General features: G+C 36.4%; 17 protein-coding genes. 2 read left to right on the plus strand and 15 right to left on the minus strand.

Annotated features, from left to right (window positions below):
• The 13 genes from DTA23_RS16610 to DTA23_RS16670 form a co-directional block, all read right to left on the minus strand.
• On the minus strand, nt 1-1,008 hold the full coding sequence (locus DTA23_RS16610) for a glycosyltransferase family 2 protein (protein WP_112375406.1): 1,008 nt from the start codon (nt 1,006-1,008) through the stop codon (nt 1-3).
• A 241-nt stretch (nt 1,009-1,249) separates the two neighbouring features.
• A complete protein-coding gene (locus tag DTA23_RS16615; protein WP_112375407.1) occupies nt 1,250-2,071 on the minus strand; it encodes a glycosyltransferase family 2 protein in 822 nt (273 codons plus the stop codon).
• A 28-nt stretch (nt 2,072-2,099) separates the two neighbouring features.
• A complete protein-coding gene (locus DTA23_RS16620; RefSeq protein WP_112375408.1) occupies nt 2,100-3,104 on the minus strand; it encodes a hypothetical protein in 1,005 nt (334 codons plus the stop codon).
• A 13-nt stretch (nt 3,105-3,117) separates the two neighbouring features.
• Nucleotides 3,118-4,065 (minus strand): glycosyltransferase family 2 protein, encoded by a 948-nt coding sequence (locus tag DTA23_RS16625; RefSeq protein WP_112375409.1) that lies wholly within the window; start codon nt 4,063-4,065, stop codon nt 3,118-3,120.
• Nucleotides 4,066-4,084: 19 nt separating this feature from the next.
• The gene (locus DTA23_RS16630) at nt 4,085-5,065 is read right to left on the minus strand and encodes a glycosyltransferase family 2 protein (RefSeq protein WP_112375410.1); all 981 of its coding nucleotides are present in this window, start codon (nt 5,063-5,065) and stop codon (nt 4,085-4,087) included.
• A 12-nt stretch (nt 5,066-5,077) separates the two neighbouring features.
• On the minus strand, nt 5,078-6,007 hold the full coding sequence (locus DTA23_RS16635; RefSeq protein WP_146753106.1) for a glycosyltransferase: 930 nt from the start codon (nt 6,005-6,007) through the stop codon (nt 5,078-5,080).
• A gap of 6 nt (nt 6,008-6,013) precedes the next feature.
• Nucleotides 6,014-7,003: a glycosyltransferase family 2 protein gene (locus DTA23_RS16640; protein WP_112375412.1), complete on the minus strand. Its 990-nt coding sequence runs from the start codon at nt 7,001-7,003 to the stop codon at nt 6,014-6,016.
• Nucleotides 7,004-7,798 (minus strand): glycosyltransferase family 2 protein, encoded by a 795-nt coding sequence (locus DTA23_RS16645; protein ID WP_112375413.1) that lies wholly within the window; start codon nt 7,796-7,798, stop codon nt 7,004-7,006.
• 243 nt (nt 7,799-8,041) lie between these two features.
• On the minus strand, nt 8,042-9,295 hold the full coding sequence (locus DTA23_RS27805) for an ABC transporter ATP-binding protein (protein ID WP_204990915.1): 1,254 nt from the start codon (nt 9,293-9,295) through the stop codon (nt 8,042-8,044).
• Between the two features lie 20 nt (nt 9,296-9,315).
• Nucleotides 9,316-10,188: an ABC transporter permease gene (locus tag DTA23_RS16655; protein ID WP_112375414.1), complete on the minus strand. Its 873-nt coding sequence runs from the start codon at nt 10,186-10,188 to the stop codon at nt 9,316-9,318.
• Between the two features lie 14 nt (nt 10,189-10,202).
• Nucleotides 10,203-11,162, minus strand: coding sequence for an NAD-dependent epimerase/dehydratase family protein (locus DTA23_RS16660; RefSeq protein ID WP_112375415.1), 960 nt, complete (start codon nt 11,160-11,162; stop codon nt 10,203-10,205).
• Nucleotides 11,163-11,190: 28 nt separating this feature from the next.
• Nucleotides 11,191-12,321, minus strand: coding sequence for an MraY family glycosyltransferase (locus DTA23_RS16665; RefSeq protein WP_112375416.1), 1,131 nt, complete (start codon nt 12,319-12,321; stop codon nt 11,191-11,193).
• A gap of 175 nt (nt 12,322-12,496) precedes the next feature.
• Complete coding sequence (locus DTA23_RS16670) at nt 12,497-13,399, minus strand: DUF5106 domain-containing protein (protein WP_112375417.1); 903 nt, start codon at nt 13,397-13,399, stop codon at nt 12,497-12,499.
• 564 nt (nt 13,400-13,963) lie between these two features.
• Here DTA23_RS16670 and DTA23_RS27180 point away from each other — a divergent pair.
• Entirely contained in the window at nt 13,964-14,140 is a 177-nt protein-coding gene (locus DTA23_RS27180) for a hypothetical protein (protein ID WP_172462440.1), read from the plus strand.
• A 35-nt stretch (nt 14,141-14,175) separates the two neighbouring features.
• Nucleotides 14,176-15,891, plus strand: coding sequence for a fimbrillin family protein (locus DTA23_RS16675; protein WP_112375418.1), 1,716 nt, complete (start codon nt 14,176-14,178; stop codon nt 15,889-15,891).
• Nucleotides 15,892-15,978: 87 nt separating this feature from the next.
• Here the strand turns inward: DTA23_RS16675 and DTA23_RS16680 are convergent, their stop codons facing one another.
• Together DTA23_RS16680 and DTA23_RS16685 are read right to left on the minus strand one after the other, a co-directional pair.
• Complete coding sequence (locus tag DTA23_RS16680) at nt 15,979-16,953, minus strand: S41 family peptidase (RefSeq protein WP_112375419.1); 975 nt, start codon at nt 16,951-16,953, stop codon at nt 15,979-15,981.
• A complete protein-coding gene (locus DTA23_RS16685; protein ID WP_112375420.1) occupies nt 16,854-17,369 on the minus strand; it encodes a PDZ domain-containing protein in 516 nt (171 codons plus the stop codon). Before DTA23_RS16685 ends, DTA23_RS16680 begins: the two co-directional genes overlap by 100 nt.
• Nucleotides 17,370-17,443: the final 74 nt, after the last annotated feature.

Below are 17,443 nucleotides of genomic sequence, written 5' to 3' on the forward strand. Positions count from 1 at the left end.
TTAAGCTTTTGCATTTTCACGTTTGCGGTTAATAATAAAGACAACCCACTTTGGGTATTTAATAAGTGCAAGAGATATTGCATAAAATCGAACAAATCCTTTATTTTGGGTTGCAATTTTTAGATAGGCATTTGCGAAGTATTTTCTTAAGACTTCTTTATATTGCCTTGCGCTGTAAAATGATTGAGCACTATTGATCGCACTCAAATTATTTTCAAATTTACTAAGGTGTTTGACAAGTTTCAACGATATATTTGACCATTCTCCAATTTCCATGCGGGCATGTAAATGAAGGTTTGTTTTGTCGATCGGATAGTTTTGTTGATTTTCATGATACATTGATTCCAGTAGTAGAAGCATTTTTGATTTATTATTTTCACTAATGTTATGATCATGTATGCGATACTTTACTGTATATAGATCAAGTGATGCCGCTTTGTAGCTCTTTAAACTTCTAATCCATAGCTCATAATCTTCAATGAGTTCCATTTCTTCCCTATAGCCGTTTAAGCCTTTTATTACTTCAGTCCGCATTACAACAGATGATTGGAGAAAAGGGCAGGCAAATATAGCTGATTGTTCGATCCAGTCCGATTCAATTTCGTAATTCCATTTTCGCCTAAAATTTCCTTGACCGTCAATCGTAATCACTTGGCTGCCACAAATGTCTACATTGGCATTTTGGTTTAAATAGGATATCAAATATTCAAAGTGATGCGGAAGTAAGATGTCATCGGAATCAACCCGAGCGAAAAAAGGGCTTTCGACAAATTGAATTCCCTTATTCATGGTTTTTGTAATTCTAAGATTTATTTCATTGTTGATCAGTTGTATGCGGCTATCTTTATTTTTCCATTCTTCAACAATTTGCTGGGTGTTGTCTGTACTGGCGTCATTAATTATAATAAGTTTCCAATCAGTAAATGTTTGATCAATAAAACTCTTTAAAGTTTCATTTATATATTTTGCTGCGTTATAAGCAGGCATCACGATGGTTAATAAACTCATGGCAGTTTGCTAAAATAGTACTCGAAGATGATTTCACTTTTTTTTCCAGAAAAGTAAGCTCTTAATAAATAGTTTTTTCTTATACTCTTTATCCAAGTAGTGTACAATACTTCTCTTATTAAAAATAAATTTTATTAACATAAGTGGCGTATATCGTAGACAGTTCTCGTGCACATATACAACATACCAAAACCAGGCGGCATTTTTTGACAAGGCATTTGAGAGGTAAGATTTTGTTGTCTTATTTTTTTTCGACCAATTGTATCAATAGTTTATCCATCGCTATCATTTCGCCTATTCCAATATTCCGAAAGGCTAATAGCTTATCAAACATTAGTATCCAAGATTTTGCTTCAAGGGATTCGGTTCCCCAAAATTCTTGGAGGATAAGTTTTCTGATTTTATTCATACTATTATATTGTTCGGTATTGAATTTCATGGATATGTTATCTCCGTGCATCCTATATTTTAAGAGTATCTCATCGAGATTTGCAATCTCGCCATACTTTGTCAATTCATACCAAAAGGCATAATCTTCAGCATGGGGGTATTCACTTGGATAAGTCAAATGATTTTGTTGGACGATATCATTTCTAAATATGGCGCTCGGGTGATTGATTGCGGTATCGAATACCAGCTTTGCACGGGTGATGAGATTATCACCTCCGCGTCTGTCTTCAAACGTATATGACTCTGAAAATTTGATGATACTAGTGCCACAGAGCACTATTTGTGGATTTGCTTCCATATACTCCCATTGTCTTTGAAGTCTTTCAGGCATACAAATATCATCCGCATCCATACGGGCGATGTATTTTCCCCGACATAGTTTAAGTCCGTGGTTTAATGTAGCAACAATCTTTAAGTTGTATTCATTTCTATAATACCTTATACGGTCATCCTGCTGTGATTGAATGATGTCAGCTGTGCGATCTGTACTGCCGTCGTCTACAATGACTAGCTCAAAATCAGTAAATGTTTGATTCCATAGGCTATCGAGTGTCTCTTGAAGAAATTTTTCTCCATTATAGATTGGCATGAGTATTGAAATTGCGGGCAACATAAGATCTGCTTTAGTATTTTAGTTCGTATTAATTTTCAGGCGGAACCTCATCCATGTTGTTATAGGCTATTAAGGAACTTCCCATATTTGTGAAATTTCTTCTGAAAGAATAGCTCCAATTTCGCCAAGCATCAATTTGCTGCGGATGAATATGCCCTTCCAAAAAGGACTGAACATAGTCTAGGCGCATGTCTTTTGGAAATTGCAGCATGCTATCTAGCTTTTGTTCATACCAAGCTTTGTTTAATATATCATTTATAAGATCCATATCAAAGCCTAACTTATCTTTATTGCCGGTCGCCGAAGAAACAAATGTGGTGAGACATGCTTCATTTTTTGATTTGGCAACTTTTTTGTTTTTATGCGTTCTGAACCATTCGGCGGCTTTCCCCAGCTGTATCATTTCTTGAATAAAATTTTGATTTTTGGGCCATACATGAAGATAATATTCTCTTGAAAAAATGATACCGGCAACATCGTAAATCGAATACATCTCTAAGAAATAGTTTTTGGGCATAATTTTTAGTAGAATAAGCAGACTATGGAGAAAATACCTGTTTTTAACTAAGGTTTCAGAAGCAAACTTCATTTTTGGCAGCAGTAGCTCATTGCTATCATCGAGTGTAACGGTGGTACCATTTACTAGTTTTTCATTTCCCCACCATTTTAGTTTTAATATAGAAATTTCATTTGCTTTGCATAGTTGCTCGGCATTTTTTAAATCAATTTCCTGGTATATCCAAATATCATCTTCAATTAACAAGAAATAGTCTGTCGCTTTTTCAATTTCTTTCCGCCAAAATTCGGTAGGTGCGGCCATTTTGGCTCGTTCTCCCTGCGCTTTTCTTTCGTAATCGGGAGAATACCTGAATTGTACAAATGGAAAGTCTTTCTGAATACGATCCAGGTAAATCTTTGGAGTGCCATCCTCCAAAATAACGACTTTATCAAAACCTTTGACGTAGCGAACAATACTTTGTAATACGCGTTCAAGCAGATACGGTCTATTGAATGATTTAATATATATATCCATAACGATAATTAAATTACCAATTTTTTGCCCAGGATCTCGCTAAGCGCCAGCGAAATATTTCGCGGCCTAATGCATTGCTGCCTTCTAAAAAATTGTGTAGTCTATATCTATATTTAAGTACAAAGAAAAAGAGTGTCCAATCAAATTTTCCACGCTTATGATTTCGCATGATAGCTGTCATCTTATCTAATAAGATTCCATCTTTTTCTTTCATTAAGGGGCGGAAAATTTGAAATTTTTCTAACATTTGGAGCCTACCCAACAAACAATCGCCTATCATATTGGGATCTTTTGCTCCAGTTGCGTTATTTTCATGTTTCCTTTGCGCGACAAGTTTTTTATCTATATAATATACCCGACCTATGCTGGCAGCAAGAACCTGTATCCACCAGTCATAAGAGGTGGATATGGCTGGTAGGATATATTTTTTCAGTTCACCTTTGAACATCATCCGATGTCCTAATATACGGCAGTGCCAAAATAAAGAAACAGGATCAGTACCTTGGAATGTTCCCCAGTGAAAATAATCTTTTTTTTCAACGATTGTTTCGTTATCTCCTCTAAATTGGATAGCATCGTGATATACCAACGATGCGTCGGGATTTTTTTTGAATGTTTCGACCATGGCGGATATCTTATCAGACATCCATTTATCATCTTGATCACACCAAGCGATAAATTGTCCCTTCGCATGCGAGATCGCTTCGCCAAAATTTCTACTCCAGCCTATATTTTCAGGGTTGCTAAAGATTTGGATTAGCTTAGGGTAGGCTATTTGCCATTTCTGTAAAATTTGCCATGTCTGATCGCTACTGTGATCATCACAGACAATGATTTCTATATTCGGATAGTCCTGCTCAATTAATGTTTGTAGCTGTTCCTCCAAAAACTGCTCACCATTATAGGTCGACATTGTAATTGAGACTAATGGATAATTTTCTAAATTTATCTGTGGTGCCATATTCTCTGTTTATAAATTTTTATTTCAATAATTTTAGTTTATAGAATAGGCTTAAAAGTAATGGATCTGTTTTTAGTAAAATTAAGAAAATAGCGCTTCGCTTGTGTCCATAACGCCATAAAATGCTTATGTTGCGCGCAGGTATACATTTCTTCCAATAACGATGTAATGCAACGGCCTCATATTGACTTTTGGATCGCACAAAAGCTTCCCGACTAATACGCATCAGATATGTAGTTCTAAAATACACAAATAGGGGATATAATGAATCTTTAAAATTGCTGTATAACTTTTGTTCCATTACATTAAAGTTAGGGATGACCTCTTTAAGCTGAGGGTGGAAAGATCGGCTTATTGAGCCTTCCCTCACATAGTAATGGTAAATTGAAGTGCTTAGATCAATACTTACCTTTTCAACTGATTTTAATATATAAGGAAGCGTAAGCGCGTCTTCGTATACAGCTCCATTTGGGAACTTTATTGTATTAAAGATTTCTTTTTTAAAAACATACATCCATATATAAGCCAGATATGTACCTGTATAAAGTGCTGCTAAAAAATCAGATGAACGGCTGGCAATAGGATTTTGAATGTTGAGCATACTCTTAAAACCTTTACTTCCGAATTCGCTGTAGGAAGCATTGAAATACAGTACATCAGACGAATCAATTGCTATTTTACTTTTGATTTTTTCAATGGCGTCTAGGGGCAATGCGTCATCACTATCTACAAAAAAGATATAGTCGCTGACGGCATTTTCAATGCCGGAATTTCGAGCTGCGGATAATCCACCATTTTGACTCCTATAAATGACTTTATAATCCAAAGTGGAGTTGGCCAATATATCCAATGCTTTTTGAATTGAATCATCCTGACCGCAATCGTCAACTAGGATGAGTTCAAAATCAATGCAGGTTTGTTGAGTCAGGGACGTTACACATCGTTCTATGTAATCTACGACATTATAAACAGGTACTATTAAACTAAGAGTCTTATTCATATGGTTTATATTTTACCATTTTGAAAATGCGCGGCATAATCGAACTAAAAATAATTGTCTAACTAATCCTTTCTCATCAGTATGGAAATCTTTAAAAAGATAGTTTCTTTTTCTCAGAAAGAAGAGAAACAATTTGAAATCAAACTTTTGAGCGGTATGATTCTCATACAATGCGATCAATTGGGTTAAATTATTTTTATCTAATTCATTGATTCCATCTATTTTAGAAAATGCATTCAATGCTATTTTAATGGGCGCTGTGACATGCGTTAATTGTTTGGACACATCGGAGAAATACGCACTGTTACTGTGCATACGGTAGTCCATTAATGGTATGTCAATATATTTTGTTTTTCCTTTTATTGCTGCAACTACAAAAATCCACCAGTCATAAAATACCTCTTCAGGAATTGGCAAGATATATTGTAGGAGAGTTCTAGAGAGTACAACTTTATGCCCTGTGAGCCTATTGAAAACAAATCCAATGGATACTCCTGATTCTTGATAAGGTAACCAGAATCGCCTTTCTTTGATAATGGTGTCATTCTTTTTTTTCCCTAGAATATTTTCATCGTGGTGAAATATGTTGTAGGTTGGGTTATGTGTAATATACTGTTCAATTATTTCTAATTTATTTGAATACCAAATATCGTCCTGGTCACAGATAGCGATATAATCTCCTGTAGTTTTAGACAATACAAAGGCAAAGTTACTATTAAGACCAATGTTTTTTTGTTGCCTATGGGCTTCAATGATCGTAGGGTATTTTCTTTGAAATTCCATAATAATTGACCAGGTTGTATCATCGGAATTATCGTCACTTATTACGACTTGATCCGGTGCACGCTGTTGAGTCATAATAGAATATAACTGTTCTTCAAGGTATTGAGCCCCATTGTATGTACAAATTGCGACAGTGATTTGCATATTTTCTTGATTCAAATGCTTTTATACAGTTTTTTTCCAAATTATTTTGGGAGAGATCTTTAATTTTAACAACCAAAAAAGGCTCCTTATACTTTTTTGCGAGATCATATTTATTAGTTGATCTCTGGCCAGGCTATTTCTAAAGCTTTTATAAAGTGGCTTTGCGGCATTAAAATCTACATTATCTGAATGTAATACATTAGAAACAATGTTATAGGTGGATAGAAACTGAAATCTGGTCAAGTATTTGGTTGCTATATCTTTTCGTGTATTTTTAATAAAGACGACGGTTTCGGCTATTGCATTAGGCATATTTAGAAAATTACTTGTTCTAACTTTTCCTGTTGTTGCGGAAGATTTTCTGATTTTGTATAGATAAAGTGCAGGAAATGGGATAAAGAAAATTGAATTTGCCCTTGCGTATAATCTTGGAAGTATAATGGTGTCTTCCATAAAATTACAATCTTTCGGAAAGAGAATATTTTCAAACAATTGCTTTTTAAACATGCATTTACAGAGAAAAGATCGTTCTTTATCTTGTAAAAGGTTTTGTAGTGCAATTTTTGCATCAATTTTACCGTTAAAATTTGCATTTTTCTGGTTTGTAATAATGCGCGAGGTTTTTGATTTGAGGTCTACAATTTCAAATTTGCACACGGAAATATCAATATTCTGATCTGTGAATGGATGATATAGTTTTTTAATAAAGTCATCTGACACAAAATCATCGGCATCTACAAATACTATAAATTCTCCGTTTGCATGGGCAATGCCAACATTTCTGGTAAAAGATATGCCTTTATTAGACTCATTATCTATTATTTTAAAGTCTATTTTACGCTGGGCACTTAGTAGCCGATGTGCTATAGCCCTAGAGTTGTCTGAAGAAGAGTCATTGATGAGAATTAATTCAAAATTAGTAATAGATTGCGACAATAGTGATTTTATTGTGTTCTCAAAATAAGGCTCCACATTATAAAAAGGGACAATGACGCTAATACGATTTCTCATTTATTTTTCAAATTTTCTTCTAATTTTTAGAAATGCTTTGATTGGTCTAGATCTCATAATATTACTATACTCTCTCTCAATTGAAAGTAGCTTATCGAAGCTTGTTGCGAAAAGATCTGTGAAGTCCTGTATAAGTACATTTAATCTTTCTAGTGTGATAAGATTTCTATTTTCGGGTTTAGAACTTACACCATTTTCAATAAAATTTGCTGTTACAAAAGGTATATGTTTTATTCTAGCATTTTCTTTTATTATAGAATTGATAAAAAACTTCCAATCAGATACAATTTTAAGATTCTCATCATAAGGGAATTGTCTATTTTTTAAAAGTGTACTTTTTATAAAAGAGGCCGGATGAGGCAGTGTATCTCTCATTAAATATTCGAAATCTATAATATCATTGGTGTAATCTCTTACCCATTCATTGTCGTCACTTATATATTTTAAATTACCATAGAAAATATCTGAAGAAGAAGATAGGTATGTTGAAACGTCTTGAAGCGTATCCTTACAAAATAATGAATCTCCCGAGTTTAAAAAAAGTAAAAAATCACCTTGGGAAATTCTTGTGCCTTTGTTCATTGCATGGTAAATACCATTGTCTGGTTCACTTGCTGAATATGTAAGATAAGTTTTATGTTCGGCTATGATATCTTTGCTACCATCATTTGAATTACCATCGATAATGATGAATTCATAATTGTCGTAAGATTGTTCAATAACACTCTTAATTGTCTCTAACAAACCTATTTTATTGTTGTAATTTATTGTTATTATTGAAATCTTTGGTTTCATGATAAAATATTAACTTGTGTAAGTTTTATGTTGATTTAATGCTACTATAGCAAGCATTTTAATAATTTTAGAATCCTTAAATAGTATTAAATTTTAAGGTCATTCTTTCAAACAAATAATGAATTTAAAAGGTTACTTTATCTCACGCTCCGTATATTACTTTATAATATTTTCTAAATTAGTTTTGTATAAGTTTTTTAGTATATTTCAGTTAAATATGTGAATTTTCTAAACTTCGAGTTGTTATTCCAAGATAATCAATCCTCTTTCCTTGTAATTTAATGGATTTCCATTTATGGTGTTTATGCCTGCAATATTTAATTCTAATTTTGAGCTAAACTTATAAATGTATTCAACATTTGGATGCGTTAGTGCTATTTCAACTAAAAATAGTCCAGAGGTGAGATTGTCTGGTATTTTGATGTTGTGCGTAATCGCTTGTATTCCCGTAGTAAAGGTGTTTAATTCTCCTTTTAAATGAGCAGGACTATAAAATGCCAAAGGGTTCTCGTTGAGATCCAAGAGGTTTAATTCGAGTGCTACAGGTCTTTCAACGAAATTTTCAAACTCAATTTTAATTTCTAAAAAATCACCAGCTTTAATTTCGAGCTGGGATTTAATGGAGCCGTTAAAAGTGATGCTTCTCAAAATGACACCATTTATATTGTCTTGTTTGTAAACGAATATTTCTGATTGATTTGATAAATTGGAGATATTGTAACGCTCGATTACCTTGGTAATATCTCCCTGCATGTTAAGCGTTCCATTTTCCATGAAAATACCTGTTTTGCAGAGACTTTTCACAGCTGTCATATTATGACTAACAAACAAGACCGTCCTTCCTTCACCCTTAGAGACATCGCCCATTTTTCCGAGGCATTTTTTCTGAAATTCGGCATCGCCAACGGCAAGTACTTCATCCACAATTAAAATCTCAGACTCCAAATGTGCGGCAACTGCAAAAGCAAGCCTCACATACATACCCGACGAGTAACGCTTCACAGGGGTGTCGATATAACGCTCTACTCCAGCAAAATCAACAATTTCGTCAAACTTGCGCCTGATCTCCCGTCTAGTCATCCCTAAAATAGCACCATTAAGATAGATGTTTTCACGACCTGTCATCTCTGGATGAAAACCTGTGCCCACTTCCAATAAAGAAGCAATACGACCTTTTACCTTAATTTCGCCAAGTGTGGGCTTTGTGACTTTAGATAGCAGTTTCAATAAGGTAGATTTGCCAGCACCGTTGCGGCCAATAATGCCTACAGCATCTCCCTGCTCAATTTGAAAATTAATATCCCGTAATGCCCAAACGTAATCGGAATCGCCCGATTTTGTCCGGTCATTGGACTCGCCAATTTTTAAATAGGGATCTTCTTTGCCGCGAACTTTGTGCCACCATCGATTGAGATCGTGACTGATGGTGCCGGTACCTACTTGCCCTAATCGGTATTGTTTTGCTAAATTGTCTACTTCAAGTGCTATATTCTTCATTCTGTTTTGAGCAAGCTTCTTTAAATGGTGTCCATAAATCCTTTTTGTACCCGGTTGAATACCAGTGTTCCAATGGCTAATAATATAGCGATAACCACAGCGGAATAAAGCATCATATAGCCGTTGAAATCGCCTACACCTAAATAGGCATATCTAAAACATTCGACGATAGCAGTAAGTGGATTTAACTCGATATAAGATCGGTATTGTGCTGAAATACTGGAGACAGGATAGATAACGGGAGTAGCATACATAAATAATTGTACCCCAAATGTTAACAGCATGGTCATATCCTTATATTTCGTTGTCATACTGGAGAAAATCATACCCACACCAAGGGCAAAGGATGCCATTAGTACTATTAATATTGGGGTAAATAGTATCCATATATTGGGATGCAGCTGACCTAGAAAACTGTAATAGATCACGATAGCGATAAATAACGAGAATTGTACGCCAAATTGCATTAAGTTTGAGGTCACAATGGCCAAGGGCATTACCAACCGTGGAAAGTAAACTTTTCCGAAAATGGTGGCATTGACGGTAAATACGGTCGCTGTCTGATTGAGGCTAGTGGAAAAGTAATTCCATAGTACGACACCGGATAGATAAAACGCAATCTGTGGTGATCCGTCTGTAGAGAGCCCCGCGATATTACCAAACACTAACGTGTACATGAGCGTGGTAAAGATTGGATTAACAAAAAACCAAATAGGGCCCAAAACGGTTTGCTTGAAATAGGTCACAAAATCCCGCTTGACCAGCAATATCAGCAGATCGCGGTAACGCCATACTTCTCGTAGGTTTAAATTCAACAAACTACTCTGAGGTTCGATAATTTCGGTCCAATAACCGCGTTCTATCTTTTGATCTTCTTGTTTTATATCTTCCATCGGAAAAGGATACGCTACTTCTTAAATTCTTCTTTTAACATGAGGCCCAAACCCTCCTCTAAAGTAAAAGGTGGGACAAAGCCTGTGCTCATAGCTTTTGTTGAATCATACTTTGTCACTGCACAAAACTTTTTGACACGAACTGAACTGATGTTTAGTTTTTTGCGTGTTATAAACGCTAATACATCAAAGCAATAACCGCCCATCATGCCCAGCCAATAGGGGATCCTGGTGGTGGGGATGGATTTACCAAGAATATTTCCCGTATGATAAACGAGATCATTGGTCGTGAAATCGGGCTTGTCTACATAATTAAAAACCTGATAGCCTGAAGGCTGATGCAAAATCAGATAGTGTATAAAGGCGATAATGTTGCCGATATAGCTCATGGATTTTTGATTGTTGCCACCTCCGATCATCATAAATTTACCATTTGCAATCTGATTGAGCAGATTGAAAACATTACCACGATTGCCTTCTCCAAAAATCACTGTGGGACGTACAATATTAATATTCCAATCAGCGTGTTTTTGATGCCATAGCTGGAGTACCTGTTCGGCCTCCCATTTACTCTTACCATAGTGGTTGAATGGATCTGCAGGAAAGGTCTCGTCGGGGTTGTTTTTGTCTAAACCATATACGGCTACTGAGCTGGTGAAAATAAGTCGTTTAACTGCATTTGACTCCATCGCTTCCAACGTATTACGCATACCTTGTACATTGACATCGTAATAGAGCGATACTGGCGACACATCGTCACGATGCTCCGCAGCCAAAAGAACGACTAAATCTACCCCTTCCAAATGTTGTTTCAATGCTGAAACGTTCATGACGTCGGCAATGACACTGATGGTTGGATGATCGGCGCTGGGGTTTTTGTCTATGTTGATCAGGTTCAGTTCTGGTGATCGTTGTAACAAACGAATAAGTTTTGTACCTACAAAACCAGAGCCACCTATTACTGCTATTTTCATTATAATATGGTGTGGTGTTAATCGGTAACTAAATTAGTGCTTTATTTAATTTTTTTCGTTCTATCTGATTAAAAATATAGTGGAACGCGATCCATAAAAGCACGTCAAAGAAAATAATGACATTGTTACTGATATATTGTACACCAATGATATTAAAAAAACAGAAAAACAACGCGAGTGCCAAGATTGAAAGCAGCGTAGCCCGATGGGATAACCCTGTTCGTAAAAATTTATGGTGCAAATGGTTGCGGTCGGGTCTGAATAGTGGCTTTTTTGAATAGATACGAATAGCCATGACGCGTGCAACATCTAAAATAGGGACGATAAGTATTGAAAATGCGACAACAATGGCCCCTTCTGAAAAAGGCTTAATTGCTGAATTATTCATCGCAAAACTGATCGCCAAAAAGGCAACGGTAAAACCGAGTGTGAGGCTGCCTGTGTCGCCCATAAATATACGTCGCTTGCGTTTATATGTTCCAAATACATTGTAATAGAAAAATGGTACAAGTACACCTACGGAGATCGATGCAAATAGTGCATGTAGCCAAGAGCCGTAGTAAATAAATAAGGTACCCAGTACAATGCAGCAAACCATGACAAGCCCCGAACATAATCCGTCGATGCCATCAATCAGATTAATCGCATTAATAACCAAGACAACGGCAAAAATGGTCAGCGGTGCGCCAATCCACATGGGTAAAGGCCCCTGAATAAAAAAGACACCGTACAAATCGTTGATCCAAAGACCAGATAGTGGGAATAAGGAGCCTACGAAAATTTGTACGACCAGCTTCCAACGGGCCAATACGCCTACAAGATCGTCTGCGATACCCACAATAAAAAGCATTAACAGCCCACATAACAGTACATAAAACATGGGGAAAAGCTCCCAGCTTTTGATCTGAAAATCGACAAGACGCAATTTGTATACGATTACAAGTGTCAAAGCTAGCGTAAACACCTGTATAGGGGCGAAGGCCACGCCGCCGAGTCTCGGTATACTGCGCTGGTGTAATTTGCGGGAATTAATAGGGTCGAATAATTTCTTTTTGTAGGTGATAAATATGATAAAGGGAATTACAAAATTGCTAAATAGCATGGCAAAAAAGGACGGCACAAATACAATAAGTAGCTTAATAAAATAATCGAATTCCATTTAATTTGAGTTTGTAAGTTGACTTTTCATCGCCCTATTTTAACAATAGGCCGATTGATTTGTTTTTAGTTCTAATGAAATATGGCTAGTATTTATTAAATCTCATATTGATATGCAAATATAATGTATGCAATCGTTTGAGTAAAGATATAAAAATATATTTGTAGTGTCATAGCTACATTTTTTCTAAAATTTGTAAAACAAGCTGATAGTCGGGATCTTTTAATAAGATTTTACCCGCTTTGTCCAGTAAATAGATGGTAGGATACGCGTGCAGGCTATAGTATTGTTTTTTTATCAATATATCCTCGTGATCAAAACCATTGGTCCAGTTGGAGGGGATAAAGCGTTGATATTCCTTCCACAGTTTTTTATCCCCTAGGGGGTCAATTGCAATAACATTTAAATGCTTGGAAGAAATCAGCTTGTTGAGTAGCTCCGATGAATTGAGCTGATTGAGAATTTCTTTACAGTGTGGACATGTCGGATCATAAAAAAGCAGCATGTTTACGTTGCCTCCTTTGTCGGATAATCGCTCGATTTGGCCTTGAGAAGTAAGGTAACTAAAATCTGTTATTTGCATGCCGACTTGATTTTTCTTGATCATTTCCAATTGTAACTTATAGCGTATCCGATCCGTGTCTGAACTTGCTTTGGACTGAGATAAATAGGAAAGGACGTACTCGTAGTATTGGTCGTTGCGTACTGGGGAATTGGGGTCTGCCAAGTAGTGTTCATATTGACCTTTAAAGAACTCAAATACTTTTTGATTCGGCTCGGCTTGCTTTAGCATCGATTCAATGCCGTCTTTTACTTCGTTTAAGGGGTGTTTGGGAAGCTGGGCAAGAAAATTTACAAATCGTTGTTCAGCAATATTGGGGTTTTTAATGGCTATGGTGTCTGTGAAAGGATAGTCGTTCCAGTATGAATTGAGATTAGTGTTGTTTGTCTGAAATTCTGTTGAGTTTGCTGGTTTATCATGCTCTCTTTGTTTGGCACCTTTTCGATGGCATCCAGCTAGTGTAAGCAATAAGAGGAGCTGTGTTATTATAGTACTGTATTTCTTGAAAGAAGTCATTTCTATATCTGTATTACTAATATGCTACTATCGGTATCCGCATTTGTTATAGACGAATATAAGGAATTGTTGGGTAAAAACTGTGTCTTATACTGTATTAAATATTTTTTAAATAAAAAATGTAACTTTTTTTTATGATTTATACTTTTAGGTAGTTGCATATGAAATTTATTTTTACTGTTATTTTTTTTTTGTTTTAAAATGTTCTAATAGTTTAAATATTTTTTTTGAATTTTTGACTTTATTATTCCTTTGCACGATTTTGTTTTGGAATTTGGAATCTCTTATTTGCTCTGTGTTGTATTTATAATGTGCTGTATTATTAGTTGTTATGTTGTTTTTTTTTTTATTTCGTTATTATCTTATTAGTTATTTGTTTTTGCAACTGATGTGGTAACATGTTTTAAATGTATAGTGATGTTGTTTTGTTAAAAATTATTTTTAATAGTACATTTATTGTTGTTAAAATGGAATATATTATAACTAAGTATTTAAATGTAAGCCGTAATTGCAAGTTGTTAATAAGTATTGGTGCTCACTAATCCACTTATAAAATGAAAAAAAATGAAAAGAGAAAAGTATATCGCCCCCATTTTGGAAATGGAGTTGGTAAATAAAGAAGAAGGTATCGCAGCTGGATCTGCCTTAGTAACAGGTGGTACTGTGAATGGTCAGTATAATCCCGATATCGAATCCTATGGTGCTGAGTTGCCTGGAGGCTCTTCTTCGGGTGATTTCTAAAACTAATTATAAGTTCATTTCAATGTTAATTAATTATGAAGATATTATTTTATAAGGATAATAGCATATTTGCTGTTCTTTTCTTGTTGTTTGTTGTGTGTATGAATATCGGCTGCTCGAAAGACAAAGACAAGGGCACAGAGTCGGATGGAAAAACAAAGTTGGTTGTAAGTGTGTTGGGAACGGAAGATTCGGGTGGAGGAAATACGGCTAAGGTGGCTCCGGGAGTGATTGTCGCTGAAAATAAAGTATTACCCACTGAAATTGTGAGTCAATCGGCGGGTTTCGACACTCGTTTTTCAATGGTAACCGAAGAAACAAGTGCTGCGCATGTGGTTATGGTAAATGATGGTACTAGCAAAGAATCAACCGCTGTGCGTGCTGCAGCGCTTCCGAGTGATATCGTATATCGCTTGCTGCTCTATAAAGCATCAGATAACTCTTTTGTAACAAGTATAAATATGACGTCTGGTAATCCATTAAGTATCGTTGTCGACGGTGGTGTTCAATATAAATGGATTGCATTTTCTTATAATACCTTTAGTGCGGCTGATCTTCCAACGATTGCGAATAACGCTGCCCCTGTTGTTTCTTTGGGTAATAATCGTGATTTTCTCTATTCGAGTGGTACCATTACCCCTGCTGGTCAACAGACTACGCCGCTTGGGATTGTATTTAAACGTAAAATGGCACGTATAGGGGTAGAAGTGAATACGGTGGGCATGTTTGCAGACTTGAATCAAGCCACATTAACCAATTCCGGCCAGCTAAAGACAGGAAATATTGATCTGTTGACAGGGAATATTTCTAATACATTGACAACTGTGACGACGGCCACGGCTTCTGCAACAAATAGTATAGATGGTTACGCATTTAACGATAGGAAGGTTGCTTATTTCTATACAGCAGATCCGACGACATTAGCGAATTTAAATGTAACATTGACCAGCCTGATTGTCAATCTGGATGCATACGCTGTTTCGCAAGGTCAACCTACTCGAAGCTTTGGTACCTTGTCAACGGTGTTTAGTTCGCCGAACTTTACGCCGGTATTGGGGCAGAGTCGAACTTTTAGGATAGATATGTTGGAATCTCCGATAACGACCGTGTCCAATACTCCTCTGGGAGGATCGCCAATTACAACACGATGGGCGCGTGCAAATCTGTATTATGCAGGGGATTCAGATCATAATCCCTATCGCTTCCATCACTTAAATCAATTGACCCAGGCAGGAAATACATTTTTCTCTGCTGGTGCAACTAGGCCACAGATTTATCAGACATCGGGTTCTGAGGCTGATCCTTGTCTGTTGGTTTATCCGGCTGGAGTTTGGCGACAGGCGACACAAAACGATTACGAAGGATTGGTAGGGCGTTTGCTCCTAACTGCCAAAACTCCAACTTACGTTAATGGACAGTATATTCAGTATACGGCTACTGGGACAGCTGCCCCGTATCCGACAAATAACTTGAGGTTTAATTTAAATGGTTCTGCTGTCGGTTTGTCGCTCGTAGCCGGATTGATTGATCTGAGTCTGGGTTTTTATGGGCAAAATGCGGAGTATTGGACAAGTACTAAGCTCCTGAATATTCCACCTCTTTTAAATGTGGGGCAAATTCATTTTGATGGGTCAAATTCGAGTGCTGGTCTTACAACTGCTCTGCTTGATATCTCTCTGTTGCCGGGCTTAGGTGGAGGGCTGAACGTAGTGAAATCAAATTTTATGAATGTCCGCTGTGTAAGAAATTAATATATAGTTAGGTTTGAATAAGTGATTATTATGGGCTGCTGTTGGGGTAATAGCGGCCCTTTTTTATTTAATGTGTCAAACAGTAAATTATTTATTTAGTAATTTGATCATACCCCGTTCTGGTATATTGTTTTCGTTTGTTGGGATGGTTATCTTCTTGATTTTGTGTTTTGCCGTTTTTTCGGAAGCTTTAAGTGTTCTGTTTGGAGCGGCATAATCCAGTGCAGTAGCAATCATCGATTCTGTTGGATCGCCAAAATCACTGAATCCATAGTCATTTACGCCTATTTTATCTGCGGCAATTCCATTCCAATAGTCGGATATTCCGGCAGAGTTGATCAGCTTAAAGGAGGCTGGCCAAAAAGAAATTTTATTCAGAATCTTCTTTTCGAAAAAACCTACAGGTTTCCCGTAAGTAGCACTTTGTTCGGCAATTAATTTGACGTTTAGATAGGGACGTAATACGTTGATCAGTAACTCTGCTGCCGAGGCTGTGTTTTTTGAAACAATAAAATAAACTGATGTTAGCTCGAGGTTGTTTCTTTTGCTGTAGTAGATGTCTTGAAAGTCTGGGTTGCCATTGTTCTTTTGGGTAGTCAGATACTTGTTTAGATCATACTTGAACATCAGTTTGCCGTCTCCAGCTGAATTGATAATCTTATCGGCTAAGTAGGCTGCGGCATCCACATAGCCTCCACCATTGTAGCGCAAATCTACAATAAGCGATTTGATATTTTTATTTTCGAAATGGTTAAATGCAGCGTCAATTTGTCGCTGATTCAGATTGTTTGATTCAATCTCCTCAAAGGAGCTATAGGCTAAATATCCTACATTGTTGTCCGTAAATTCATAAACCTGCTCTTTGAGCAGAGGGTCAATTTCATAGCTACGCTGATAGTTTATTGTGACAGATTCTATATTTCCATCTTCGTGTGCTACTTTTAATACGAGATTAGATCCGTTTAGCGCCTGCAGCCAAAGATTATATACTGCACTGTTTCGGGTGGGGTCGCTGTCCCAGCTTTGAGTGCTTTTATTAAAGCTGACGGGACTTCTGCTGATTGTCCGTTGATTTCGAGGATAAGGTCTGACCGTCTAAGGCCCGCCACATAGGCTGGTGAGCCTCGCTCTACCATGTATAAAAGTGGATATTTATTTTTACTGTCAGGAATACCCCAATTCCAATAAAGGATGCCATATCCGCTGTTTGCATCAGCCTTTAATTTTGCAGTGTTACTGCTCTTTGTAGAAATGTCATAAAAGTAAGAATAGCGATCGTACGGTGTTTTTGATTTTAAAGCATCTAAAACTTCTCGAGGGGAATTATATTGATCTGAAAAAATTGATATATCCGAATAATCTGGGATGTAATCGTCGCTCCAATAGGAATATTTATTATAATAATAGTATAAACTATCTTTTAAAAGCTGTTCTTCATTGCGGTTTTTTAAAGGCGGAATATCTTCCTTTTTTTGCAAGAATAGAAACCTAAAAATAAGGCAAGATAAAGACTTGATTTAATAGTACGATTATATGGTCGGGACATAGTGGG

This window comes from Sphingobacterium multivorum, from assembly GCF_900457465.1.
In the GTDB taxonomy this organism is placed as follows: Bacteria; Bacteroidota; Bacteroidia; order Sphingobacteriales; family Sphingobacteriaceae; genus Sphingobacterium; species Sphingobacterium multivorum.